The sequence below is a fragment of the Terrimonas sp. genome, assembly GCF_003075435.1.
Classification (GTDB): Bacteria; Bacteroidota; Bacteroidia; order Chitinophagales; family Chitinophagaceae; genus Agriterribacter.
The window spans coordinates 200,534-226,431 of record NZ_QCZJ01000005.1 but is presented as its reverse complement, the minus strand read 5'-3'; the positions used below and the strand labels follow the sequence as shown (position 1 = coordinate 226,431).

Below are 25,898 nucleotides of genomic sequence, written 5' to 3'. Positions count from 1 at the left end.
TGCAGCTTACTTTAGTGAGTAATTATTTTTATGTACTTGGCTGTAGTGCTGCTATTGAGCTACAGTGGCCACGCTCGCTTGTGCTGTAGTAATACTATTCAGCTTTTTATTACTGAACTGCTGGTTGGCAATTAAAATGTTGCTAACGCTAAACCGGAAAAACCTTACTTTTGAACTGTTATAAAACACGGCAAGCATGCAAAATAAAATACACGAAGGAAGGAACGTAAAACGCTTTAGGGAGATGCTCGGCATTAAGCAGGAGGCTCTCGCCAACGACCTCGGCGATGACTGGAACCAACGTAAAATTTCTTTACTCGAACAAAAAGAGATTATTGAAGAACCACTCCTGCAGCAGATTGCTGCCGCCCTTAAAATACCCGTTGACGCTATTAAAAACTTCGATGAAGAACAGGCAATTAATATAATTTCTAATACAGTTAACAATAATGATAATGCTTCTGGCAACGCCCTGTTTAACTATTATCCCACTTTTAACCCCATTGATAAAATAGTTGAACTCTACGAAAAACTCCTTGCCAGCGAAAAAGAAAAAACTGAACTGCTCAAAAAAATGATGGATAAGTAATACAAAATATCTTGCATTGTAATGTAAAAGCCGCTGATCTCTCAGCGGCTTTTGCGTTTTATTACACGGTACAAGCGGACGCTTGCACCTGGCGTTGCCAGCTTACACTACCTTGTTTCCACATAATATAAAAAATCATCTTCATAACCAGGCAATTTGTCTATAACGTGATTTCTTATAAACATGTTAAACTGCTTTTCTATAAAATCATCATCTGATTGGTTAATTTTGAATCTTGTATTAGTTTCTAAAAATTTTTTTATTCTGTATAGATCAAATCCGTCAAATCTACCTTTAGGACCAAAATCAATATCTATCTCGCCTCCATCATACTTAAAAAAACAACCACGCCCATGAAATCGAAAATATATATTCTCAACAAATCCTTCTTTAGGAATAGTTTCAAGAACACGTGCCCGCATCAAAGTTTCATTTACTTGGTAGTAATCAATTAATAATCCACAAACATATTTTGCGCAGGATAAATAATCTTTTATTACATCCATTAAATCAAAATCATTATTATTCTCCATTTGCCACCTTATTAATTAATCTATTATCCAACCTACTGCCCATAAATGATTCAGAATATTTATTTAATATCTCTACTTCATTCTTGTATCCATATGTATCCATTGCTTGTTGTAATGTCAGCTCTTTATATTTAACGGGCATATTTAATCTTGATGCAGCCTCGACGCGGTGATGACCATTTAAAATATACTTGTTTCCATTATTAACATACACTTCGATCGGATCAATATCAACACCCTCTTTCATTAACTTCATAATTTTCCCAACATCCCTTGAATCTGCTTTTCCACGTAATGATTCAAGAGCTCGGAACTCTGATGCGTTCGCGCTTTTAAAGACTGCTGACGATTTTATAGTTACATTCTCTAATTCAGCAAAATCCCTTACTCCTTCATTAAACAACCTGGCAGCTTCATCTCCATTATTACTCACTGTTTTAAGCACACCATTTACATATGCCCGTTCCGAGAAAGTCAACGCTTTCAACCATGTACCTCCAGCTCCACCAACTATGTTTACCGTACCACTAACGTAATCACCCTCATATATTTGATACATTCCATTCAAAACCGCAGCTTCAGGAAAAACTACAGACGCTGCTTCATTGGTGATTTTATATGGCCGCGTAAAATAATCAACAGTATTCGTTAAATCGTTTACTTTTTGATTTGCAACAATGGTACTTCTTGCATGGCCTTGTATTTGTTGAGGAACGCTTGCTTCTCCAGATTGACCGGATGCCAATCTTCCTACAGACGCTACTTCATTTTGCAATTTTGAAGTAGCCATCCATTTTATAACAGGAACCATAAACCACAGGTCTTCTTTTCCATCCAAGTCTATATTAGTAATCGGACTATTTCCCGCATATTGGTATGGACTATACCAGGGGAATGATTTTGTCAGCGGGTCAACACTCAAAAACCTCCCCAGCCTGTCATCATAGATCCTCATACCATAATCATACTGGTGGTATTTACCGTTTATCTCGTATATCCGCTCCTTGCCGTTAAACTTAAACTTGTATGACTCACCGGTGCCCGTATATATCCTGCCCTGCATCTGCATACCAAACGGCGTGTAATCCGCTGCCGTACCCATTACAGACTGGTAGTACCACACATTGCCGCCTGAGTTTACCGGCAAATGCCTGTCTGCCAGCGTTGCATTTACGCTGCCAAGATGATTCGCTAATTCAAAGAACTTGTTTCCCCTGGTAAATGTAATCAAATATCCTGTTCCAAGGTTAGTATAGCTGTCTTCCTGGTAATTCGGTCTTGGCTGATCCATATCCTGCTCGCGGCTTACCTGACCCAAACGGCTGCTGCCCTGCCTACCGGCAGGCAGGCGTACATATAATGCTCCGCAAGCAGCAGCGGCGTGCTGCTTATATTGCTGCCCGTGGTTTTGTAGGTGGCCATCAGATTGCCCTGTGCGTCTCTTACATACCAGTAGTAAAAGTCATACGCTGATGTTGTGGTGGGGTTATACAATATTACTTTTGCTACCTTTTCCCCTGAAGGATCGTAGTAAAAATGCATCCGCCGCATGTTGGAGCCAACACCTGCCTGCTTGTATATGGTCTGCATCTTGCCATACACGTTCCAGTGTATGCTGTCTATACCGCTGAAACGGTCGTATACCATATTACCGATGGCATCATAATTGTAATTGCCTGCGCTCTGGTCTTTAATGTCTACATCTGAGCCGTAGTTGTTGCTGTGAGAGGTTACACCTGCGCCCGTGGTATCTCTTACATGGTCTAACTGGTTGGTGCCGGGCTTATATGCATAGCTAAGGTTATCCATCAGCGGGTTTGCCGTAAGATTACTGTTGCGCATCAGCTTCTGCATATTGCCGTTGGCATCGTAGCTATAGCGCTCCTTAAAGGTTTGAAGCGCAAACAGCGCTGTCCAGTTATTATTGCTTTCATTAAAGCCCTGGTACGCATCCATGGATACCAAACGGTTGAGTTGGTCGTATTTATAGTTATACAGCAGGGTATAAAACCTTGAAGGCATGCCCATGATATAGCTGCTGATATTGCCGTTATACAATGCTTTGTACTCACCTGCCGGCATATAGCTGTAGTGAGAAGGGAAAATATTATTGGTGGTGTAATTGACCTGGCTGTAGTCGCCCTGGTAGTAATTTAAGGTTATGCTGTACATATCCTGGGCAATATACTGGTTGGCGCCGCCGATCAGCCTGTCCCTGCCGGGATCGTAGGTGGGGCTGGGGCTGGTGCTGTTGATGCCCTTTAACCAGCCCTGCAGCGTATAGGTATAATCAAGCCCTGTTATTTTTAGCTGCCCAAGCAGTGTGCGGGCAAGCGGCCCATGCTGGTAATAGTTATATACTGCTTCTCTTTCTTCCAGGTCTTCCAAACCAACAAAGGCTTTGTGCTCCGTAGTATATACTTCCGTAAGCCGGTTTTCAGCATCATATACATAGCGGTGGTAAAACTCATCTTTCTGCCCGGGGTTATAATGCACCTGGTTTACCTTGCCGCTGATGAGGTCATAAAGCCTCCCCCAACCCCTCCAAAGGAGGGAAGTTGTAACACGCTGCGGTATATGCAGCTTACCGTAGTTCGTCATTATTGTTATGTACTTAGCTGTAGTGCTACTATTGAACTGCAGTGGCCACGCTCGCTTGTGCTGTAGTAATACTATTGGGCAACGACGATGCCGGAACACCAACAGCTTAAAAAAATGCCTCCTCACAACCGTTGACCATTTTATTAAAGCAAGTAAAATCTCCCTGATATAAAAAAAACCGCTGCGGATGCAGCGGCTCTTACTTTTTATTACCGGTTACTTTTCTTTGCTTTTATTACCCGGCTTTTTCTTTACCGGCTCTTTGTTCGTATATGCATTGGGGTTAGGTGCTGCGTTTTGCTTTGGTTCTGGTGGTATGTAGCGGCCTATTCGCGGGTCATATATACGCATGCCATAGTCCTGCATCATCTTCGATTTACCCGTTGTGTCCATCATCTGTTTGTAAGTTATCCTGCCGCCGTATGCATCCAATAACGCTTTATATGAACTGTCTGCCGGTTTACCTGCCGTAAGGCATGGCTGCCTCGTTGTATCGGTTTTAGTTTGCTGTGCTGCGGCTGTTATACTTATCAGCAATACACTCATTAGGATAAGCTTTTGCATATAGGTTGATGGTTGGTTTTATTGTTATTACCTTTTAACTTTTATCGGTACAAGCGGGACGCTTGCACCTGGTTCTTGACTATTTTTAACTTTGCTTATATCTGTAGTTCATATGCTTGGACTATCAGGAGCTTGCACCTGGCGTTTGACTATTTCTAACTTTGCTTATATCATTAGTTCTTATGCTTGCGCTATATGGAGGCATTAAGTCTTCAACGATCTATTTCTTATTTGGTAAGTTGTTGTTCGTTGAAAGGAAATATATTGAGGCGTTAGAGACTTTTCAAAGGCTTTAGTTTTAGCTTACAATAAGGATTCAAACTGCATCACACTTGTAATTTTTGATGTTCTACTATAAATTATCTCCAATATATTTCCGTGATATGCTTTCTGTAGTTTATGCTTATAACTTTTTTACAGGAATAACAGATTTAAGCCGGGATTATATTCTGATTCTTATTTTACCTGGATGTGAGCATGTGCCGAAAATATTTGTCTTTAACGCTTGTGTGAAACGGCTTCAACCCTAAACTGTTCATCATGATCTGCGCAGGATATTTTTTGAAGATTAAACCCTTTGGAAAAATCAATAGAGGAAACGTTATTAAAAACAATCTTTCCGTTTTGTTCCTGTATATCACCATATCCCTCAACTGCTGAGCCGTCTTTAATAAGAAAAGCCACCTGCCTTACAGACTGCCTTCCTTCCGAATAAAAGCTGTAGTCAGCAATAAGGGTGTCTCCATAAAGTTTACCGTAAAATGTTCCCGTGTTTTTGTCTTTGCCTGAAATATTATACTTCAACACACCGGTAACCACGTTGGGGAATACTTCCACTTTTAGCCAAATGCTGTCACCACCGGTAAGTGAAGCATAGCAACCACTTTCAGGGATCATCACTTTTGCTATCTCATCGCTGCCCCGTGTCTGATGTTGTGACTTCTTTGCGCCACAGCTTAATAAAAACAGTATAAATGCACCCAATGCAACACACCAAAAAATATGCTTCATAAATTCATGGTTTATTTAAATATATTTAATAAAGTATTATTGCTTTCTGCTAAAAAACTACTTTCTAATCCATCAATTAAAATATTAAAAGCATTAATGTCAACCTGTTCCTGGTTTGTGGATATATACCTGCCTGTGTATACCTCTACTGTATCAAAAGCAATTACAAATGTGTTGCTATCCAAAAAATTCAGGGTAATGCATTGATGCAATAATTTTTGCCGGTCATATTTTGCATCAGTATTTTCAGTTGTAATATTAATGGACTCAGTGGAATGTGTTGATCCAGATGCCAATGTATATGGCACCTCTACGTGACCGACTGTTGATAATATTATACAACAAAGAAACATAATTATTAAAAAGCGGGAAGATTTTCCTCTCATTAATGTTAATTATTTTGACTTTACCATTCTATCAGCGCAACACTCACTCCTATAGTAGTTTGCTTGTGATTATAATCTACAAGTGTTTCTCCATAACCATCTGCCAGTTGAAGGTTGATTTTTAAATTGCTTACTACGGGGAATGTCCAGTCAAATTGAATACGCCCTCTTCCCCTGTTGTTAAACTTCAGCGGGTGGTTACCGCTTAGTGCTAACTGGTGTCCTTTGATATTATATATAACAACGGCTTCGGCTCTGCCCACATAATCAGCAATGGCAGGATTTTCATCTTCTTTGTCAGGCAGGCGGTACCACGGACGAAGAAAAATATTCCAACGCCTGTTCTCAAATCCGGCCTGCAGCATAACCCTGTTCCAGCTTCTTGAAAGCGGTAAACTACGTCCATTGCTCTGGTGATTAAAAATCAGCCCGAACATTCTTGTCCTAAAGCCTAACAGGTTAAAGTTTGTGGCAAAATTTAAAATAACTTCAGGTTCGTAATTTGTTTCTCTGAAAGGGCGTGAAAAATTTTTGTTGTATATCTGCCAGTGTGATTTCTGCGTATAAGCTACCCACAGGTCTCCATGATTGAAAAAAACACCCCTGATGACTTTGGTTTTAAAACTCAGTTGAAACTTTGCTTCATAATTTCCATAATCAACTTTAAAAGGAAGGCTGTAGTTGGGGTTTTCACTTACAGGCTGTTCATTGGGATTATTTGACCACCTGCCTGCTGTAATGTAAACTGGTTTATATGGAGTGATCAAAAAAGTTTTCTTTCTTGTATTGGTATCAAGTTCCCATCGCTCTGCCATGCTTGTACTTCTCACCTCGCCGGAGAACAATTGTGTTTGTGCCGCGCACTGGTATGTTATCAAAAAAAGTCCGGTATTTAAAATACAGGTAAAAAAATTTCTTCTCATAATTGTAATGAAAAAGTATGACAACACAGTAGCGTTATATGCTGCCACTGAATTTCTCTGAGGTTTGGTTCAAGCCGCTAATAAATCTGAATAGATATTAATAAAAATATACAGCTTCAAATCTTGCAAGCGGAGCCATCCTTGCTTTATTGAGCGTTAATTGCGTTCCATTCAAATTATAGTTGTCAGCCATTTTTAATACTTCTTTTAATCTATTTTCTGTTTCCAGTTGATCGCAGGCTATCATCGTGCCAATTAAATCAGATATCCGGATCCTGTCTCCTTTTTCCAAGACGTAAGTGCCGCCCAAACCGTTACACCCTCCAAAGGCTTCGATCTTATTGCCTTCCTTTCTGAATTTTATATGTATTTCCTTTTTGTCTGCCGGGGTTGGGCCAACAGCTTTACCCATTATTTCAGTAAGTTTCCAATATGTTTCTTCCAAAGTATACGTATTGCCGGGTTGTTCTGGGGGCAGTGGGGTTTTGGCGGTTTTGCAACCACAAGAAAAAACAAGCAGGAGGAGTATACCAATATTGTAAATCTGTTTCATGTGTATATTTTTTATTGTTTTTTGGCAACATGGAATTTTGCATAAAAATTTTCATCGCTTTGGGTATGAATTTGCTCGAAAATTTTTATGGTCATTTTGTGGTCTGACGTTTATGCATTTGTTTTATGATTTATTAAAGCGGATATTTTTCGCAGGTGTACATTAATATAATAAAATAGGGTACGACAATGCTTTCAAAGGATAAAATTAACCACCCGTATTAGTCCAATATTTTGTGGTTGCCTCTATAATGTTAGCAACGGCTGACAATAGTTAGTGAAAAGGTTGAGGCATTATTATTTACTGCCCGGATATTAGTGTAACATTAGCTGTAAAAGTATAAGTAACCGGACTTTTTTATTAAGTACCGGATATTTTATATGTTTCATTTTTAAATTAGAAACATTGGAATTCATATTTTTTATTTATACAGGCAATTGCTATATTGTTTATGTGTTTAGATACAAATTTCTACTTAGTTCAAGGCATTTCACCTCATGCCGGTGTAACATCGTATCTCCCGCACGTGCAGGACTGACTTTTACTTTGAGGGAGACCCGTGAGCTGTATATCGCTATTGAAAATTTCCTTTAATCAGCCACATTGCATATCCCGCGTAAAAGTAGGCGCCTAATGTGGATACTGGTATAAAGTAAATTGCAGACTATGAACAGGAGTTTCTAAAAACTTATTCATGAATGTGTAAGTTTTATATAATCAGCATCTCAAAATATTAATTAGCCCGTTTTCAACTTTGAATCAGTATTACATGAGTTTTCTGTAAAATAGCACTATAGTTTAACGCCTATTAAAAGTTGCAGGTACTGTCCCTGTGTATTTATCGCGGGTCCTCCCTGTAGTGCATGACTATTGGTATACCATTTTGTTTCGCGCTTAAAAGGCTCGGCATATCCTGCACGAACACCCACCAACAAATTTTTAGCGAGCGGTTTGTTACGAAAAGGCTGGGTAGCTATATGAATGCCAAAGTTCCATGTCCATCCTTTTGTAGATATATGATGTTGGTTCTGCGGGGAGGCGAGATATTCGCTGAATGGTCTTCCGCTTACATTATCGGAAGATAACCTTACGCCCCACCAGGAATATATACCGCCTGCATAAGGTATAAGTTGAATGCGCTCATTATTTATTGCAACAAATCCAATGGAAGAACCTATGGTTGTTCCCCGGAGTTCATTATTAAGCATGCCGGATGTTTTTTTACCGCTGTAAGTACTATAACTGAAGAGGGTAGCGATCTTTATTTGAGGGAAAACAGTATATAATCCGCCACCCCGCAAAAAATATATTTTATCAAGGGGGAGAAAGCCATTGGCAGAAAGTTCAGTATTGAGCGCTTTAAGATCCGGAGCCTGCAAGCCAATATGGGAATGAACAAATACACCTGTTTTAGGCTCTTTTTTTAAATAATTTTTAGCCCGCTGCAGTTCCGCTTCTGACGAAATATACCGGAGATTTCCTGTTTCGTAGTTAATAAGCTGTTCGGGTAACCTGCTGATGAGCGCCAGGTAGGGCGCATGAAAATGATGCGGGAAAATTTTAGACTTGTCATCAGGGTAATCTTTAAAGTATGCCTCATCAGGTAAAAGAACAATGGTAACGCCAACCCTTACATAGTTGGTGCTGCTATAATATTCGGGAGGCTCATAGCCCGGCAAGTTTTTTTTGATGATTTGAGAGGTCAGCTCCCCCAGGTATTTTTCATATTTTCTCTGAGCCTTTTTTGTTGAACCATCCAGTTGCTTATATATGTGTTTTAAAACCAGGTTGCCCGGAAATTTTTGTTTCTTAATAATGGCTTCCGCATTTAAAAAAGGATTTACATTATTGAAATCATCCAGTGTTTGAATGGAAACGGGCAGTTCTGGCACCCAATCTGCGGCATTTACCACGTTGAAAGACCATCCGCCTTGTGTCATGGCTTCGTATTCGTAGGCAAAATATAAATTTCCGGGTTTGGGAGAAGCGCTGCAATATGTTTTTAATCTCAGCGCTGCGGGCAGTATGTTGTTCTTCTGAAGACTATTAAGGTGAGCTGTCAGTAAACAGGCGATGGCCCCTCCCTGGCTATGTCCAAGAATGATGTAGTTCCTAACGCCTGCCTGGTGTAGTTCCCTGATTTTAGGAATGATCTCCTTTTCAAGATAAGCCATGCTTAAAAGCCAGCCAACATGAACCGCAGCTTTGGGATTAACAGCCAGCTCATATTTAAAAACATCTTGTTTGTTCAACGTAATTTCTCCCTTTGCGGGAACCATTGCTGCATAGAAATTTGCCAGCCAGCTCTCTGATTTTTCCGTTGTACCCCGTATACTGATCACGGCCGTAGTTGTATCACCGGCAAGCCATAATTCCCATAAATTGTCAAGGCCGGAAGGTTGCGATTGGTATGCAAGCTGGTATCCTACGGGGGCGGGAAACTGGTTGTAATAAGCGGAATCTGCAGTGGTATGTGCTGAAATGTACATCAATTGCTGGTATTCCAACTTATCAAACCCTGGTTTAAGTGTTTGGGCGAACAGAGCGACAGGAGAAAATACCGTTATTATGAAAATAATACGTTTCATCTCAACTCAATTTTAATGTGATACAACAAATCCTGGAATTTTTGGAAGTTTCTTCATGAGGGGGGGGTGAACAATATAAAAACACGCAACCCGTATCAAATTTAAAACAGGCACATTCAAATATTATGCAGGGGCAGGCAGAATATGTTTCATTTTTAAATAAGAAACAGCTAACAGGCTTACTGTTAAGCTAATTTCTTCTCAATAATGCAGATGGAGAAAGCCCGGTTACCTTCTTTACTGCCTTAAAAAAAGTAATCCTGGAACTGAATCCTGCCTGCCAGGCAATGCCTTCGAGTGAAAGATTGCTCCAGGCAGGATCATTTATATTGCCAATGATATAATTAACCCTGCATTTATTCAGGTAGTCATTAAACCTCATTCCCCAGTATTTATTGAAAAGTATTGTAAGATGGTGTTGGGGTATATTCGTTAGAGCTGAAAGATCTTTGAGTGCGAAGCCACGTTTCAAAAAAATTTTTTCCTCTGAAAAACAGCGTTCTACTATTTCGGCATACTCAAGGAAATGTTCAGACTTTGAAATATCGTTAACCTGCCTATCTCCGGAAAAATCTTCTTCAGGATATTCTTCTTCGTCTGCTGCTTCTGCTACTGTTATTCCGCTTGATTCTTTTCCGGATGCTATAAAAAGTACAGGCGGTTCAACTTTTGAGTTGGGGGAGTAGCTGCCCGGGTTAGTGTTTTCCGGACCGATATTAAGCGATAGTCCATATAATATCTGTGGTCGTATAAAAAGAAAAACAAGCAGGCTGCTTAATAAAAAAGACTGAACAAACAGTATGGGGATGTATCGCACCTGCATGGGAGGACTTATGACAAGCATAAGGAAATAAAGAAAGGGCATGATCAGGTGCGTAAATGTTAATGCGGTTATCCAGGAAAGGATAATGGGTCTTTCCCTGCTTTCTTCAAGCAGGTAAAAATTGTTTTGCCGTGCTTCTTTGAATATGCGTATCGCGAATACCATATAAATTAATCCTATAGCATACACTATTATACTGATTGTGCCCGAAGGTAACCATCCTTCATTCAGCAAAGTCAGTTTTCCAGGGTGGGTAAATAGCATCTGCAGGTATTGCCTTTTTTCTTCTGTACCCATAGCATAAAAAGGTAAGAACTGCAGTGCTATCACAATTGCAGGTACAAGGTGAAGAGAATCTTTGAGCGTTAAATATTTTTTTTCGGTAAAAATTGCACGGATATACAGGTAGTAAAGCGGGTAGATCAATAAATTAAAGGGATAGAATGCCCTGTAGAAATGCGGATGATGAAGAAAAAAATCAGACTGTGATAATGCTCCCGCACACATATATAATGTGGTGCATGCAATATTACCTGCAAGCAGCCTGTTTGCAAATTTGTTTTCTTTATTGGTTAATACCAGGAGCCCGATTGAAAGTAATCCGAGGATTATTGTTATCAGCTCAAAAACCAGGAGAATTTCATTTTTCATACAACTGCATAAAACTACTATTTAATATCTATTTCGGAAACTCATGAGTTGGTATAATAGCAGTTTAAGATACCCCCAAGAGTGTGTACGTATCAATGCTCAACTTTATAATCCGGCTGAACCTGCTGTCCATTCCATATTTTTTGGGAAGTCCACGGAGAAGGAGCTTCTGCCCAAAATGCATTGTGCGCAGGTAATCCAAGAGGTAAAAATATAAGAGAAGATAGATATAAACTCCCTGTTGATATATATGATTCGGCTATAGCAGGTTGGTGACCGTTAAATCCTAAAACCAACCAACCATTCCGGTCAAAATTTTGATCCCCCTTAAAAAAATTAGCTATCATTACAGATAAAGCGCAACGCACTTGTCCTGGTTTTATATTGTAGGGTAATTTTTCCATTAGTACCGTTTGTGCTAATGCATGGAAAGCACCTGTACGATAAGATGCAGATCTTCCAATAACAGGAAAGGTACCATCAGGCGCTATTAATCTTTCCTGATATTGTGCGTAACGCGCCATGCGTTTTACACAAATTTCATATTCTGCCTGGGATGTAAGATTATTTGTTTTTAGTACCTTCATCAATTCAACCATAAAAGGATGAATTACAAAAGCATTGTAGTAATCCATGCTAAAGGTAGATCCATCGCTGTACCAGCCATCTCCTATATACCACTCATTTATTTTTTTTACGGCAAACATAATTCTCGCGGGATCATATTTTTCTCCGATTTTAAGTAAAAAAGCTTCATTAATTGCTGCAAATAATAACCAATTATTATAACCAGGAGATCTGTCTCTTAGTGATTTAAAGGCTGCGATAAACCTCTTTTTTGTTTGCATGTTCAGCGGATGCCAAAGTACATCCGGCGCTCTTAAAAATGCAAGTGCAAGAAATGCACCATCAACAATAGGTTGACGATCTGCAATGTCAAAATGGATAAAATCAGGACAAGACGAATCCATCATGTTTTGCAATCCCTTTAATACTTCTATCCTGCATTTCTGCCTTAATAATCCTTCTGAAGTATTATCGTCTTTTAATGAAAGCCAGGGTGCCAATCCTGCCAATGTTCTACCAATAGCTTCAAGATGTGATATGTCTTCCGCTTTGCTGTAATAGCCCGCTCCTTTTTCAAGCGGCATATTTGCCTTAAGTGTACCATTGGCAAGGTTATGTATTACCGGTTGCGAAATACGATATAACGCATTCACCCAAATATTTCGGTGGTTTTCACTTTTACGGGCCTCTTGCTCTAATACCTTTTGCCCATTTAAGGTTAATGGGGTAAAAAACAATACTTGAAACAATAACAATAGAATACTCTTAGTTTCCCCAAACTTATAAGTCATTTGTAAATTTTAATTATTTAAAAGCATCTGTTACTGCTTTTCCACGCCATGGTTGAGGCGTTTTTAACCCCAAAATATATGCAATAGTAGCCGCGGTATCGTAGGTTATTATTATATCATTGATCTTATGACCTCTTTTTATTCCGACTCCGCTGATGATCCATGGAATCTGTATTTCATCCAGAGATTTTCCTCCATGTCCTTTTCCTTTTCCCCCATGATCGGATGTTACAATTATTATTGTCTCATTCTCTATTCCCGCTTCTTTTATTGCGTTAACAACTCTGCCTATCCTCCGATCCACTCTTTTAAGTTCTTCATAATAAGCTTCAGTTCCATGACCTATATTATGTCCTACACCATCCGGCTCACTCAGGTGTAAAAATGTTAAAGTTGGCTTTTGTGTTTTAATAATAATGGCTGCGGTATCAGCAAAAAAATCTCCCCCCGATTGATTATTATGAACGATAATATCTACTGCTGCCCTTTCAAACAAGTATCCAATACCTCCCCAATTATAAATAACGGCAGAACGTTCACCGGCTTTTTGTTGCTTTAATATCCCAAATATTCCTGGAAAAATATTATAAGGTCCTTTAACTGCAGACGGAATTTCCGGTGTTTTGCTATCCCATTCCGTATAGCCTGTTACTGTCGGTCCTGCACCCATTAGCATAGACGCCCAATTAACTGCACTTGATGATGGCAGAACACTTCGTGCCTGGAGACTCCATGCTCCATTTAACATCAGCTTTTTTAATTCCGGCATATCTGCATCAGGCAACGCATAAGCTCCTAAGCCATCACACCCAATCAGGACAACATGTTTGACCTTTTGGTGCTGCGCATTTAGTTGAAGGTTCAACACAATAAAAAATAGTAATAATGATAGCAGTTTTTTCATTTCAATAATATTTAAATGCAGAAACAAAAACGATAAAACAGGTCAATAAGAATAAAGACCTGGATAAAACCAACTGTTTATGAGACTTTGGAATTTGACTTGAAAGGCTGGTTGTTCCCCAATATAGTTTCTCAATTTCAACTGTATTATTTGTGTAATCATACTTTTATTTTAGTATAGACTCAATAGCATTTGCAACAGGATGATTGGCTGTAAAATGTAGTCCCATGATGTTGGCTATTGTTTGTGCTACCTGATCCATGTAAAGTTGCTGTGCTGCGGTTATTTCTCCTTTCGGACTTGTATCTGGTCCTAAAATCATAATGTAAGATTCTCCGGAGTGTGGAGTATTTGTACCGTGACTGGTCCACTGCTCAGCTTCACCACGACCGTGGTCAGGATAAATGATTATAGTGGTCTGGTTTCTGTAAAAGGGCTCCTGTTGTACATAGTGCCATATATCGGCAATCATTGCATCCGCATAATGCGCCGCATCAAGATAGTAGTCATATTTTCCTCCATGACCAAATACATCAGTATCGGCCAAATCAATATACATGACGCGCGGATGACCGGCTTCGATATAGGCTCTTGCAAGCATATAAGTTAAGCCATCCAGCCGCTCTCCTTTGCCAAAAAAATCGGGTAAAAAATATTGCATTTTGTTCGCCAGTTCTTGCGTAGAGGTTAGTTTCTGGTCTTTAACATCTTCACCATATATATTAACCATCATTCTATTTCTGTTACGGTTAACGATTTTGGCCACAACATCCCATGATGCGAATACTACGGATTTTCCTCTATATCCCTTTTGTTTTTCAATAAATTCTAAAATATTTTCATTAGGATTATCAGAATAGTTGTTAGAATTAATCGCCGGATCAAAATATCCGGTCAGCACCTCACTTCTCCCAGGATAAGAGAACCAATAAGTATTTCTGAAATCTACATTATTCCCTAACGAACGATTACCGTATATCTGCCCATTGGCGGCAATTTCCTTCCAAACAAAAGGCATTAGCTTTGCCCTTCGCTCTTTTTCTGTGAAAGCCCAATATTTTGCAAACCGTTGGCTTGAATCCTGTGAATTATATTTTTTTGCATTAAGCAATATTGAGTCTGCCCCGCCAAATAATTCTTGCCACCTGTAACCATCCATAGATATCAGAATTACATTCTTAGTTTTATTTTGAGCATAACTCTCGCCGGAAATCATGAGCAGCAAATACATCATTAAAACAATTCTCATAATGTAATATTTAAATTTAAGTTTCACTCTTACATTCTTTCTATTTCCATAATGAACGAGAACATACATGCGATGACTTAAATGATAAACGGGCTGGAATTACCCGCTTAATTTCTTCGATCTGGACATCGCGCATCTTTCAAGCCAGCTTGTGCTAAAAGGGTCTATCTTACCAAATCTTGACACATCAAAATCAGAAAGATCAAAAGTAGAAGGATTGCCCGACGCCAACTCTGCGAGTGCCAGTCCAACGCCACCGCTTACTGCTATACCAGCTCCGCAACATCCGGAAGCCAATAGAAAGTTTTCAACTCCAGGTACTTTGCCCATTACCAGTTGCCCATCCGGTGTGTATCCGGAAAATCCGGCCATGTAATATTTTATTCCGGTGTCATAAAAGTGCGGAAAAAATCTTGCCAGCCGATCTCCATTTTCTGCCAGGTCACTCATACCCTTGTCATCACTAAACATAAAATTACTGATGTCATCTGGCAATTTATCAGGCGAAGCATAGAGCGATTGATGCTCCCGTACGCCAAATAACAGCGCCCCACCTTCTGGCCTGGCATAGGCTTGAGCATCTGGTAACAACACCATTGGACCATCTACAGGAAAAATATCTGCCTTTTCTGTTATCCAGTACTGACTTCTTACAGGTGCCATAGGTATGGCTGTACCTGTTTGCATGGATAATACATTTGCCCATGCGCCGGCGGCATCTATAACAATATCTGCTTCTATTGTTCCCTGTGATGTTTTTACTCCGTACACAGCGCCCGCTCTATATATTAATTCCTTCACTGCACAACTTTGAAGAATCTCTGCACCCTGTTGCCGGGCACAGCGGGAAAAAAAAGTTCCAAGCAGATAGGGATCACAGTAAGCTTCGCCGGGAAAAAATACAATACGCATTGCTTCATCTGCTTTTAGCCAGGGAGACATGCTATGTGCTCGTTCGCTGCTAAGGTATTCATAAGGTTGACGGAACTGGTCAGCAATTTCCAGCAATACATTTAAATCTTCCACTCTTGCATCGCTTGCCGCAAGATGCATCATTCCGGACATTCTCATGTCAAGGGATTCACCAAGTTGTTTTTCCATTTGCACTACTGCCTGGTAAGTTTCCAGTGATAATGGTATGTATGACTTTTTTGAGCGAACTATAGTCATAAGAGCAGCCGCCCTGCTGGTGGCTGCATTGCATATTTCGTTGCGTTCCAGTACAAGAACTTTTTTGCCCGGATAATTACGTGTGTAATAATAGGCAATGGCACATCCAAATATGCCTCCTCCTACTATAACTATATTTGCTTTTTGAGATATAACAAACACGGCTTTAAATTTTTATTTGAGCAACCACATTATATCATTACGTGTATCAGATCCAGAAAACTGACGTTGAAGCGAAGCTTTTAAATTTATCTCGTTAGTTGTATATTCAGATGTTGGATAGGCCCATCTCATGGGTATTATATTATTATTCTCATTACCAGGTCCCACATCAAATACGGGGATGCCTGTTCTTCTATAATTGTAATACGCCTCTCTACCTGAATTTTGAAAAAAGGCAACATACTTTTGTTTAAGTATTTGTTCTAAACCCTGAGTATTATTTCCTTGATAATTATTTAAAGGATTATCAGTAAAATATTTTTCGATATCATTATTAGAAATACCGTATGTTTTCATTGAAAGAGAAACTCCTCTGCGAAAATAGTCGTTCGCATCACCTGATATCCATTCTCGGTTTATGGCTTCAGCGATGGAAAAAGCGGTTTCTGCAGCACCGAACATAATGTATGGAACACCGGAAGGGGAGCTAACCCAGTAATCAAAGTTAATTGTCGAAAGTTTACCTGCAACTGCCTGATCTTTGAGTGTTGTCTGGAGTTCTCCAGACTTTCCGCCGCGGTATGAGGTGAATTTAGTTGCATAATCCGGGTCTCCGGAAAGTTTTGCCGAATCTGTAGGACTGGCAACCACAAAGAGCCTCGGATCTTTATTTGCAGCTAGAATGCTTAGGTAGGTATCACCCAAATTATTCCGTAGATCTTGTTTGATGACAATACCGTCTGCTGGCCATAATGGATAATTATTATCGCGGGTGCTGCTGTTATATTCAAGTTTAAAATTATCGGTATTGTCAAGTATTATAGGGTACTTTGCCGGATTGCCCATAATATCTGCAAATTGCTGTTGTATGTTCAATCCCGGTGAATCATTGCTTCTTTTACTAAGTCCGATTAAGATGCGAAGACGATATGAATTGATTAATTTCTGCCACTGGGTCAAATTACCATCATAGTAAAAATCACCCCCCACGGTTGCCCCGCTTTGAACCAGGGGAGTGATATCGTTATTAGCTGTTTCCAGCAGTTCTAGTATTTGTTTATAAATGTCCTCTTGGGTATCGTATTCAGGTTGAAATATATTTTCAGTTGTTCCTTTCAAGGCCTGTTGAAAGGGGATTTCGCCCAGCATTACAGTCATCTCGGAAAAAAAATATGCCTTCAGGAATTTCGCGAGAGCCAGATAAGGTTTTCCTTCCTCACCTTTTTTTTCCGCTTCAATTTCAAGCCTTAAAATATTTCTCAGTTGATCAAATCCAGACGTACTCCCCGTTCCCCATGCATAAGCCTGGTTGCCATAGTATGTTTCATTAATAACCATGAATTGATTGTTGCGCTGATCGGACCCCCAGGGGCTGGTACGCATATCCAGTAGCAAACCCGTTAGTATAAGCTGAGGGTGAGGATTTGTTATGGCGTTCGGATTCTCCTGAAGTTTATCTGTTTTCTCACAAGATGTAATTACAGATACAATTATCACCAATGTATATATGATGAGCTTTGTCATTTTCATGATAAACGTTTTGTATGTTAGAATGTGAGGTTTAGATTTAGTCCAAAACTTTTTACGGAAGGTGTCTGAAAATCAGATACATTTCCGGTATACTGATCCAGATCCATATTTTGAGTACCCTTTTTGGTGAAGTACAATAAATTTCTGCCGACCAAAGCAATACTAACCTGTTGTATTCCGCCCAGTCTGTTTAATACACCCTGGGGAAAATTGTAAGACAAAATTATTTCGCGCAGCTTCGCATAAGTACGATTACGTGCTAGCTGATATCCAGACTGATAATAATTGCGAGCCCAGGTTTGCCATAAAACCGGCACATCGTTCTTCCCAAACGTTCTTGTATCGGTAATTATATTTCCATCCTGATCTGTACTTAACAATCCACTTACGATTTTCTGGCCATCTGTCATAACAGATCCTTTCCAGTCTGGATTGTCTCTATTAATCCAGTCCAGATAGCGATATTCACTTGCTGACTCTACATGAGTACCTGCACTCCATTGATATCCATCCAGATAATTCCTGATTAGTCCGCCAAAACGTCCGTCAAACTGGAAGGATAAAGAGAATGATTTAAAACGAAGGCTGTTATTTACACCCGCTATGAACCTGTTATCTGAATGCCCAATTTTAGTGACATAAGGATTATATGCAGGTCTTCCGTTGCTGGCAACGATCATCTGACCATTCTCATCCCTTTGAAAATCATTGATAAAATAGCCATCGGCACGCTCACCCAGGCGCACATTGCCATCTCGTTCAAGTATTCCATCAATTTCTTTGAGCCATCTGTGATTATACGACCAGTTGGCAAGTATGCTCCAACTGAAATTTTTTGAGGAAACAGGAGTGGCATTTACAACAATCTCAAGCCCGCGACGTACATAAGTAAATGCGTTTTTTTGAGTGGAGGTCACACCTGATGAATTGGATACAGAAACGTTAACAATACCAGGACCTTCGATGTTTCTAAACCAGGCTACATCTATCCCCAGCCTGTTTTTAAAGAAGCGGGCTTCTATGCCGGTTTCAATAGTTTTTACACGTGACGGCAGGATATCAGGATTATATAATACTCCCGAATAACCAACACCAACATTATTATCCCACCTTGTACTATACACTGAATATGTAGGGTAAAGATTGTAAATATCGTATGGTTCTGTTCCGAGATCCCCTGCTACATTGGCATACGATACCCGCAGTTTTAAATAAGATAATGGCTTAGGAAGGGAAACAATATCAGACAGGATCGTGCTAATCGAAGCGGAAGGGTAAAAATAAGTATTATTCTTTTGGGGAAGTGTGGAAGAACGGTCGAATCTACCTGTCATATTAAGAAATATATATCCTTTATAATCAAGGTCAATAAAGCTGTATATGCTTCCAACCTGCTTCTTAGCACTGCTGTTTACCGGAGAATTTGGTTCTTTGGTATTACTTAATGTATAAACTCCCGGAACAATTAAACCTCCTTTTGTAGCACTGCTGATTTGGCGGGCAGAAATAGTACGAAGATTGGCATAAACTGCTCCCGAAAAATTAAGATCATCCCAAAAAGTATTAGCATATGAAAAAGAGGTTTCTGTATTATTTTCCCATAATTTGCTCCAATCTTCTGTATAGCCGCCAATCTTGTTATAGGGACTATAAAACGTGCCGCCATAAGGATAGCGTGTTGTGCGGGTGAGATCATAGGTGCTTACATTGGTACGAATATTATATTTTAAATGATCTGTGATCTTGTAATCCATCTTGACATATCCATAGATATCATTTTTGTAATATCCCCGAAGATTTTCGTAGGCTACAAGCCAGGGGTTGTTGTATAAAGTATACTCCCTATTATAAGGCTCTATCCCTTCTTTGCCTGGCTTCCAGTAGTTGCGCAAATCTTTTATATCATAATCTGTACCTCCCCATACGGTAATCAAATAAATAAGACTCTGGGGCCCATAACCTAAGGTGGGATAATTGTCGGTATATTGCTTATTGTAGTTTATATTAGTTTCAAAACGTAATTTTTTACCTACGTTCAATCCTCCGTTAACATTGAAATTGGTTGAAGCAACCTGAGAATTCGGCACTGTACCTTTTTGATATGTTTGAGATACAGACATGCGAATATCACCTTTATCATTATTAGCTGAAATAGAAATATTGTTTGTACTTAGCAAACCATTGCGGAGGAAATTCTTAAGATTATCTTTACCTCTTGCCAACCATGGTAAAGGTTCAAGTTCACCTGTAACGGGATCTACCGGGCTATTATATTGCGTGATGGGTTGTCCTTCAAACCGGGGACCCCAAATAAAATAATCATAGTCATTAATTCCACTACCCATCCCGTCCTTAAAAGCATATTCAAATCCGTCACCCGCTCCATATTCCGTCTGATATTTGGGAATGGCATTATATCCGGTTTGGAGTTGTGTGCTGGAATTGAAATCTACAGAAAATCCACGTTTGTTTTTGGAACCGCGTTTGGTGGTTATTATGATAGCGCCATTAACCCCAAGCGCACCATATAAGGCAGCGGCATTAGCGCCTTTCAGTATTGAAAATGATTCAATGTCATCTGGTGCGAGGTTCCATGAATCGGATTTTACGATCACGTTGTCCACAACAATCAATACACCCGTTCTGCCTCTTAGCATTATGCCCGGATCTCCAAACAGATTTGAGCTGGGCGAAATGGTCAATCCTGCAACTTTGCCTGTTAGCGAGTTCAGTGCATTTGGTTCCCGTGCCTTAACCAAATCTGATCCCTTAACGTCCTGCACCCCGTAACCAACTGCCTTTTTCTCCTTTTTTATTCCAAGAGCTGTTACTACAATCTGGCTCATTTCGTTTTCTGATCGTTCGAGAATAATTGATATTGGGTTTTTATCAATTTTAGTTTCCTGAGTTACAAAGCCAACAAGAGACACAACCAGAATATCTCCTGTATTTGCTTCAATATGGAAGTCTCCGTTATCATCACTTATTACTCCCTTTACTCCATTTTTTACTGTTATACTTGCACCTGGCAAAGGTTCTCCTGTAGGTGACAGAACACGTCCTTTAATGACGGCGTACATTCTCTTTTCCTTCTGAACTTCAGGGATTTTAACAGAACGCTCGCTTACTATAATTGTTTTATCTACAATTTTGTAATAAAGTGGTTGATTATTGAAGCATATTTCCAGCACATTATTCAAGGAAGCTTTTGTAACACTCAGGCTAACTTTATTAGCTTTACGTATCATTTGAACATTGTACAGAAATTCATAATCTGTCTGTTTCCTAACTTCCTTAAAAACAGTTGTAAGGGGAACATCTTTAAGATATAAACTTACAGTTTGTGCATTAGCTCCTGCATTAACTTTTAAACATGTAAGAAGCAGAAGAAAAGCAGTTAATTTCATGATCAAAAGCGTTTTGAACGAAAAAATTGCCCGTAACTCCCGGGTTAAAATTCTCTTGAGCAAATTTTCAGTACGGATAACAGGAATAAATTGCCCATAGTACGTTTGCAAAATCATACTTTTGTGCTTGTTTGGGATTTAAAATAAATGTGTCTTAGCTGATGGTTTATTACCCAAAAACTATTGAGCCTTCAATCTCCAGTTGAGGGTTCATTTTTTTCAGGTAGTCAGAAGGTTTATACGTAAAACATATTTTATAGTTTTGTGATAAAGGTTTATTTCGATACAAATACTTTTTTATTTTCAATCCTGAATTTCAATGTCCCTGTTAATTCCAGCATTTTCAATACGTCAGATACATTGGTGTACATTGTAATACCGCCAGAAAAATCATAGTTCATTACATTCTCTGCATATTCAACCTCAATATCATACCAACGACATAATTGTCGCATTACCTGTTGAATGTTGGTTTCTTCAAACATGAATTTTCCTTTTTTCCATGCCATAACTTTTTCAATATCAGGAGATGAATTAATCTTTATTCCCTCACTATTGCTGGCAGCCTGTTGTCCGGGCTTTAAAACATTTTCCTTTTTACCATTGACGACCTTTACCTTGCCTTCTAATAAAGTAGTTTCGATAACGCCTTCGTTTTTGTAAGCCATAATATTAAAATGTGTACCGAGAACTTCTATTTTCGTTCTATTAATATTTACAATAAAAGGCACTTTCTTTCTTTGATCATATACAGGCGCTATTTCAAAATATCCTTCTCCTATAAATTCAATTTCCCTGACACTTTTGTTAAATTCCACAGGAAATTTTACACTGCTTTCTGCATTCATCCATATGGCAGATCCATCGGGAAGTACAAGATTGAACTGCCTTGATCTTGGTGTAACAACAGTATTGAAAAGCCTGCTGTCAGACATTCCTGCTCCTTTCTTATAAGTAAGCCCCTCCCGCGTTCTTAGCACTTTAGTATTTCCCTGATTTGCTATATTCTCGCTCTTACTGCTATCTAATAATACCCGGCTTCCATCTGCTAATATCAGTACAGCGCCGTGTATACCTGGGGCAGCATCATTAGTCATTTGCTCCTGAACAACAGCTGTTACCTGGTCAGATGTTTTACGGCTGAATAAATGCAATCCTGTGATTGTTGCAATAGCAAGTATAGAAGCTGCGACAGATAATTTCAATGTCTTCTTTTTCCATATCTGATTTCCTATACCCCCTTTAATTTTGATACGATTGAATATTCTTCTTTTTAGTTCGTCGGCGTCTGATGCAAAAACAGGCGAAATATCCAGTGGGATGGTTTCATTAATATCATTGTACCAATCGGCATATTCTTTTTTTTCGGCATCGGATATTATACCTTTCAGCCACTTTTCTTCAAGTTCAGCCAGCCGTTTATCTCTTTCTGTATTAAACATCTCAAATTTCTTTCAGAAAAGTAAAAGTGATCGAAATAGCAATTTTCGTTTTCAGCTAATTTTACCAGCCTGATATAACCTTATCAATCACGTACTGATTATCCCCACATTAAAAACGAAAAAAAATAAAAAATCAAAAAAATGATGTAGTTGTAAGGAACTGGCGGAGGCTCGTACGTAAAGTTTTGAGTGCCCTTGAGATATTATGCTCTACCGCTTTTTCTGATATATTCATGAGTTGTGCTATCTCTTTTTGTTTTAATCCTTCTTCCCTGCTAAGCCTAAAACTAAGTTGACACCGTTCTGGAAGTTTGGCAACTGTTTCGCTTAACTGGTTTTGCAGTGCTTCAAAACTCATTGTTCCCTCTACTGTATTATCGGCTAAGGACGACTGAACTTTCACAAAATGTAAATATTTTAGTTCACGCTGTCGCTTAATTCTGATGTTGATAACCTTGTATTTTAGTGCCGCTGCAAGGTAAATTGAAAATCCTGAGGGTATTATAATGTGTTCTCTGCGAAACCAGATATCAGAGAATATATCCTGAACAACTTCTTCTGCAATAGCGAAATCATTCAATTTTTTCCCGGCTACAAAAAAAAGTCTATCCCAGTACCTGTTATATATTTCAGTAAAAGCAAGACTATCTCCCCGCCTTAGCAGTATTAAAAGGTCAACTTCATCATATGTAGAATAGGGGGTCATGATGACAAAAGTAAGTTTATCTAATATAACCTTTGTTTATAAATACTAAATTAATGAAAAGATAATATATTAGTAGAAAATGTGGATAAGAGAGTCCATGGGTTCGGCAATCCGTAGTTCAACTGGTAAATTAAGGTCGATTAAATATTTCCTTGTGTAAGGCGATGGAAACTCAAATACTATGGGTTAGAAACCCATAGGTTGGTTTGTGACTGAAAGTCATTTGAATTTGCTGTAAACAGCATTCAAAATCTTAAACTGAAAGTTCATTGAAACTATTCCAGAATAAAATTCTGATTATTATTTGGACCCTCATTATGATGATTCAAATATTCCTGTATCATCTCATCTGTTATATTTCCTGTGCTCCATGCTCCATAACCTATACCCCACAAATGACCGCCCCAATATCGTTTCTTTTATTCTCCATACTCTTCCAATAACATTTTTGCACTTCGTCCTTTTAATCGCTTTACTAATTCACTTATACTCAGTTTTGGGGTATAGCTTAAATGAAGATGAATATGATCCTTACTAACTACGCCTTTGAGTATTTGAACATCCAATGTATCGCAAGTCTGACGTAATAAATCCCTACATCTTACCTGGATATCTCCACGCAATACTTCGTAACGATATTTCGTACTCCATACAATATGTACATGTAACTGATGTACACTATGACTGCCCTTACGTAAATTCTGCATCTCCAAATTTAGTTAGATTTGTAGAAGCTAAAGCCTTGCCCTAAAGGGCATAGCTTGAACTAACGGTTTGAGACCAGTCAATTTACTAAAGGTATCAACTTGCTGGCAGCAGCTTTTATTTGTATCCAGTCTTTTTCAATTTCCGCATCAGAAAGAAGGTCAAAAGAAATAAAATTATTTCTTGTAATCCTGTCGAGTCCTCTGAATGGTTGTCCTGCCTTCCACGTGGCATTGGCAAACCGTTCAAATATTCTTTTATCTTCTGCGCTTATCTTATCATCTGTAATATTTTTTAGCAACGTTGATGGAATGGTATTTTTTGCAGTAGCAAAATAACTCAACCCACACTCAAGTGCATAAAAGCCTGCGATGTTTATGGCTATCTTTTCATAAAGAGCGCTTTTTCTTTGGGTTGCAGTGTCTTCCGAAGAATTTAGGAATGGAGGAGGAACTGTATGACGTTGTGATCTGTAGAAAGATGCTTCTGAATTTGATGCCATTTCCAGTGCAAACTGCCTATCCTGCAGGAGTTCGGTTATGCGTTTCAGTTGTTCTTTTACAGATCCGCCTTTAACATCAATCATTCTTTCTGTCAGTTTGGTTGCTGCAGCCATAATATGATCATAATCTTTCTTAATTTCTTCAGCGGGTAAAAAATATGCAGAGATAAAAACATGTCTCGTAATACGATCAAGCGACCTGAATGGCTGCCCTACTTTCCAGGTAGCATTAGCAAACCTGTTCAGGATTAGTTCTTGTGCGCTATCCAGTTTGGAGGAAGTTATTTTTTGTAACCATTCAAAAGGCGTACCCTCATACTTATCCATTATTACACCAATGCCGCACTCTAAAGCATAAAAAGGGGCAATACTTGTTGCAATCTTTTCTTCCCTGATACTTTTATTTATGAGTAAAGTGTCTAACTCCGGACTTGAGAAAGCAGGGACTGGTTTATTCTCAGCGATATAATACGAGGATTCCATCGCTTCTGCCATTTGTCGGGCAAAACTGGTATCGCGTAGTAATGTATTGATGACAGAGAGCTGCTCAGTTAGTAAATCGTTGTCAGACTTTTTTTTCTCTTTATTTCCCGAGCAGGAAGAAAGACATACAACAACGATAAACCAAAAACAATTCAAATACTTCATGTAATGGAATTAGTAATTATAAAAGGCGAATATTAAACTATTGTTATATTAAGGATATTACGCCTTATATGTAGAGATATGAAACGTAAGACGTTTCATGTTTATGGTTTGACATTTCATGAATAACTTAACACTATATTATTCAAGGTGTGAAATATTTGAGTCTTATTTCAGCCCGGCTTTTTACCGGTTGCTGCCAGAAAACCCTCTCGATATTTTCTTCTCCCCTTTTAATATTCCCTTTTTGTCAAAATCGGCCCGAATAATAAACACCCCTTTGTGCCATTTGTACCGGTATGTTTCCATGTCTAATGGTCGACTTTTGTATCCTTCACCTAATACTTTAATGAATTCGTCCCTTCTCTTCATATTTAATTTTTTTTTCATTTTTTTTAACTGAAAGTAATAATAGATTACTACACAACTTAAAACACAAGTAATGCCTGTTACAATAACGGCGATAGAAAAGATCATTTATGTATAATTTTATGGGTAACTCAAATAGAAAGTATGCTTGTATACGAGTAAAAATATCTAATGCTATTATAAAATATTCCTTTTGTCGGGCGTCAACATGTTTCATTTTCTCAAATGAAACATGTTACGTTTATTACGAGGTATTGCATTAAGTGTTTTTATTTAAGCAAGCCGGTTTAACTGCTTAGTTATTCTCCAACAATTTATTGTACCGCAGTTAAGAAATACCGATGGAAACATGGCTTTAGTATGTTTCCTTTTTTTAAATGAAACAGGAGAGATGTACCGGCAATAATATTCAGAAATGATTTTATATATTTTCGTTAGCGTGAATTTTGAGCAACCCTTCTTGCTCAGAGCCCTGAAGTAGTGAAATATGTCACGCGCATTCATATAAATAGCTCCAAATAGTTCAA

Annotated in this window: 21 protein-coding genes and 1 pseudogene; 1 reads left to right on the top strand and 21 read right to left on the bottom strand. The window is 38.8% G+C overall.

Annotated elements, in window-relative coordinates:
• The first annotated feature begins 196 nt into the window (after nucleotides 1–196).
• On the top strand, nucleotides 197–589 hold the full coding sequence (locus DC498_RS08170; protein WP_116873660.1) for a helix-turn-helix domain-containing protein: 393 nt from the start codon (nucleotides 197–199) through the stop codon (nucleotides 587–589).
• Between the two features lie 107 nt (nucleotides 590–696).
• Here the strand turns inward: DC498_RS08170 and DC498_RS08165 are convergent, their stop codons facing one another.
• The 21 genes and pseudogenes from DC498_RS08165 to DC498_RS25980 form a co-directional block, all read right to left on the bottom strand.
• Nucleotides 697–1,122, bottom strand: a complete 426-nt coding sequence (locus DC498_RS08165; protein WP_116873659.1) for a DUF6896 domain-containing protein — start codon at nucleotides 1,120–1,122, stop codon at nucleotides 697–699.
• The gene (locus DC498_RS08160; protein ID WP_133176792.1) at nucleotides 1,112–2,413 is read right to left on the bottom strand and encodes an RHS repeat-associated core domain-containing protein; all 1,302 of its coding nucleotides are present in this window, start codon (nucleotides 2,411–2,413) and stop codon (nucleotides 1,112–1,114) included. The genes DC498_RS08165 and DC498_RS08160 overlap by 11 nt, the downstream gene beginning before the upstream one ends.
• A gap of 14 nt (nucleotides 2,414–2,427) precedes the next feature.
• Nucleotides 2,428–3,723, bottom strand: a complete 1,296-nt coding sequence (locus DC498_RS08155; protein ID WP_116873657.1) for a hypothetical protein — start codon at nucleotides 3,721–3,723, stop codon at nucleotides 2,428–2,430.
• 216 nt (nucleotides 3,724–3,939) lie between these two features.
• Nucleotides 3,940–4,287: a hypothetical protein gene (locus tag DC498_RS08150; RefSeq protein WP_133176791.1), complete on the bottom strand. Its 348-nt coding sequence runs from the start codon at nucleotides 4,285–4,287 to the stop codon at nucleotides 3,940–3,942.
• Between the two features lie 498 nt (nucleotides 4,288–4,785).
• Nucleotides 4,786–5,298 (bottom strand): hypothetical protein, encoded by a 513-nt coding sequence (locus DC498_RS08145; protein ID WP_116873655.1) that lies wholly within the window; start codon nucleotides 5,296–5,298, stop codon nucleotides 4,786–4,788.
• Nucleotides 5,299–5,309: 11 nt separating this feature from the next.
• Nucleotides 5,310–5,684 (bottom strand): hypothetical protein, encoded by a 375-nt coding sequence (locus DC498_RS08140; protein WP_133176790.1) that lies wholly within the window; start codon nucleotides 5,682–5,684, stop codon nucleotides 5,310–5,312.
• 20 nt (nucleotides 5,685–5,704) lie between these two features.
• Nucleotides 5,705–6,607 (bottom strand): phospholipase A, encoded by a 903-nt coding sequence (locus DC498_RS08135; protein ID WP_206197555.1) that lies wholly within the window; start codon nucleotides 6,605–6,607, stop codon nucleotides 5,705–5,707.
• A 97-nt stretch (nucleotides 6,608–6,704) separates the two neighbouring features.
• Entirely contained in the window at nucleotides 6,705–7,160 is a 456-nt protein-coding gene (locus DC498_RS08130; protein WP_116873653.1) for an META domain-containing protein, read from the bottom strand.
• Nucleotides 7,161–7,951: 791 nt separating this feature from the next.
• A complete protein-coding gene (locus DC498_RS08125; protein ID WP_116873652.1) occupies nucleotides 7,952–9,748 on the bottom strand; it encodes a lipase family protein in 1,797 nt (598 codons plus the stop codon).
• A 190-nt stretch (nucleotides 9,749–9,938) separates the two neighbouring features.
• A complete protein-coding gene (locus DC498_RS08120) occupies nucleotides 9,939–11,222 on the bottom strand; it encodes a helix-turn-helix domain-containing protein (RefSeq protein WP_116873651.1) in 1,284 nt (427 codons plus the stop codon).
• Between the two features lie 92 nt (nucleotides 11,223–11,314).
• Nucleotides 11,315–12,442: a DUF2264 domain-containing protein gene (locus DC498_RS08115; protein ID WP_206197554.1), complete on the bottom strand. Its 1,128-nt coding sequence runs from the start codon at nucleotides 12,440–12,442 to the stop codon at nucleotides 11,315–11,317.
• A 151-nt stretch (nucleotides 12,443–12,593) separates the two neighbouring features.
• Entirely contained in the window at nucleotides 12,594–13,484 is an 891-nt protein-coding gene (locus DC498_RS08110; RefSeq protein ID WP_116873649.1) for an alkaline phosphatase, read from the bottom strand.
• A gap of 166 nt (nucleotides 13,485–13,650) precedes the next feature.
• The gene (locus tag DC498_RS08105) at nucleotides 13,651–14,733 is read right to left on the bottom strand and encodes an alkaline phosphatase family protein (protein WP_165813791.1); all 1,083 of its coding nucleotides are present in this window, start codon (nucleotides 14,731–14,733) and stop codon (nucleotides 13,651–13,653) included.
• Nucleotides 14,734–14,832: 99 nt separating this feature from the next.
• Entirely contained in the window at nucleotides 14,833–16,065 is a 1,233-nt protein-coding gene (locus tag DC498_RS08100; RefSeq protein WP_116873647.1) for an NAD(P)/FAD-dependent oxidoreductase, read from the bottom strand.
• Nucleotides 16,066–16,077: 12 nt separating this feature from the next.
• Nucleotides 16,078–17,595 carry a SusD/RagB family nutrient-binding outer membrane lipoprotein gene (locus DC498_RS08095; RefSeq protein WP_206197553.1) on the bottom strand — a complete coding sequence of 506 codons (1,518 nt, stop codon included), beginning with the start codon at nucleotides 17,593–17,595 and terminating at the stop codon, nucleotides 16,078–16,080.
• 17 nt (nucleotides 17,596–17,612) lie between these two features.
• Nucleotides 17,613–21,002 carry a SusC/RagA family TonB-linked outer membrane protein gene (locus DC498_RS08090; RefSeq protein WP_370443897.1) on the bottom strand — a complete coding sequence of 1,130 codons (3,390 nt, stop codon included), beginning with the start codon at nucleotides 21,000–21,002 and terminating at the stop codon, nucleotides 17,613–17,615.
• Nucleotides 21,003–21,277: 275 nt separating this feature from the next.
• Nucleotides 21,278–22,444 (bottom strand): FecR family protein, encoded by a 1,167-nt coding sequence (locus DC498_RS08085; protein WP_116873645.1) that lies wholly within the window; start codon nucleotides 22,442–22,444, stop codon nucleotides 21,278–21,280.
• A gap of 133 nt (nucleotides 22,445–22,577) precedes the next feature.
• Nucleotides 22,578–23,150 (bottom strand): sigma-70 family RNA polymerase sigma factor, encoded by a 573-nt coding sequence (locus DC498_RS08080; protein WP_116873644.1) that lies wholly within the window; start codon nucleotides 23,148–23,150, stop codon nucleotides 22,578–22,580.
• Nucleotides 23,151–23,425: 275 nt separating this feature from the next.
• Nucleotides 23,426–23,857 (bottom strand): annotated as a pseudogene (tnpA, locus tag DC498_RS08075) (IS200/IS605 family transposase).
• Nucleotides 23,858–23,934: 77 nt separating this feature from the next.
• Complete coding sequence (locus tag DC498_RS08070) at nucleotides 23,935–25,005, bottom strand: hypothetical protein (RefSeq protein WP_133176789.1); 1,071 nt, start codon at nucleotides 25,003–25,005, stop codon at nucleotides 23,935–23,937.
• A gap of 183 nt (nucleotides 25,006–25,188) precedes the next feature.
• On the bottom strand, nucleotides 25,189–25,374 hold the full coding sequence (locus DC498_RS25980) for a hypothetical protein (RefSeq protein ID WP_133176788.1): 186 nt from the start codon (nucleotides 25,372–25,374) through the stop codon (nucleotides 25,189–25,191).
• Nucleotides 25,375–25,898: the final 524 nt, after the last annotated feature.

What these genes read in the sequence shown, in the direction of transcription:
- DC498_RS08170 (WP_116873660.1), top strand. Translation starts at nt 197, where the DNA reads ATGCAAAATAAAATACACGAAGGAAGGAACGTAAAACGCTTTAGGGAG.
- DC498_RS08165 (WP_116873659.1), bottom strand. Translation starts at nt 1,122, where the DNA reads ATGGAGAATAATAATGATTTTGATTTAATGGATGTAATAAAAGATTAT.
- DC498_RS08160 (WP_133176792.1), bottom strand. Translation starts at nt 2,413, where the DNA reads ATGGATCAGCCAAGACCGAATTACCAGGAAGACAGCTATACTAACCTT.
- DC498_RS08155 (WP_116873657.1), bottom strand. Translation starts at nt 3,723, where the DNA reads ATGACGAACTACGGTAAGCTGCATATACCGCAGCGTGTTACAACTTCC.
- DC498_RS08150 (WP_133176791.1), bottom strand. Translation starts at nt 4,287, where the DNA reads ATGCAAAAGCTTATCCTAATGAGTGTATTGCTGATAAGTATAACAGCC.
- DC498_RS08145 (WP_116873655.1), bottom strand. Translation starts at nt 5,298, where the DNA reads ATGAAGCATATTTTTTGGTGTGTTGCATTGGGTGCATTTATACTGTTT.
- DC498_RS08140 (WP_133176790.1), bottom strand. Translation starts at nt 5,684, where the DNA reads ATGAGAGGAAAATCTTCCCGCTTTTTAATAATTATGTTTCTTTGTTGT.
- DC498_RS08135 (WP_206197555.1), bottom strand. Translation starts at nt 6,607, where the DNA reads ATGAGAAGAAATTTTTTTACCTGTATTTTAAATACCGGACTTTTTTTG.
- DC498_RS08130 (WP_116873653.1), bottom strand. Translation starts at nt 7,160, where the DNA reads ATGAAACAGATTTACAATATTGGTATACTCCTCCTGCTTGTTTTTTCT.
- DC498_RS08125 (WP_116873652.1), bottom strand. Translation starts at nt 9,748, where the DNA reads ATGAAACGTATTATTTTCATAATAACGGTATTTTCTCCTGTCGCTCTG.
- DC498_RS08120 (WP_116873651.1), bottom strand. Translation starts at nt 11,222, where the DNA reads ATGAAAAATGAAATTCTCCTGGTTTTTGAGCTGATAACAATAATCCTC.
- DC498_RS08110 (WP_116873649.1), bottom strand. Translation starts at nt 13,484, where the DNA reads ATGAAAAAACTGCTATCATTATTACTATTTTTTATTGTGTTGAACCTT.
- DC498_RS08105 (WP_165813791.1), bottom strand. Translation starts at nt 14,733, where the DNA reads ATGAGAATTGTTTTAATGATGTATTTGCTGCTCATGATTTCCGGCGAG.
- DC498_RS08095 (WP_206197553.1), bottom strand. Translation starts at nt 17,595, where the DNA reads ATGAAAATGACAAAGCTCATCATATATACATTGGTGATAATTGTATCT.
- DC498_RS08090 (WP_370443897.1), bottom strand. Translation starts at nt 21,002, where the DNA reads ATGAAATTAACTGCTTTTCTTCTGCTTCTTACATGTTTAAAAGTTAAT.
- DC498_RS08085 (WP_116873645.1), bottom strand. Translation starts at nt 22,444, where the DNA reads ATGTTTAATACAGAAAGAGATAAACGGCTGGCTGAACTTGAAGAAAAG.
- DC498_RS08080 (WP_116873644.1), bottom strand. Translation starts at nt 23,150, where the DNA reads ATGACCCCCTATTCTACATATGATGAAGTTGACCTTTTAATACTGCTA.
- DC498_RS08070 (WP_133176789.1), bottom strand. Translation starts at nt 25,005, where the DNA reads ATGAAGTATTTGAATTGTTTTTGGTTTATCGTTGTTGTATGTCTTTCT.
- DC498_RS25980 (WP_133176788.1), bottom strand. Translation starts at nt 25,374, where the DNA reads ATGAAGAGAAGGGACGAATTCATTAAAGTATTAGGTGAAGGATACAAA.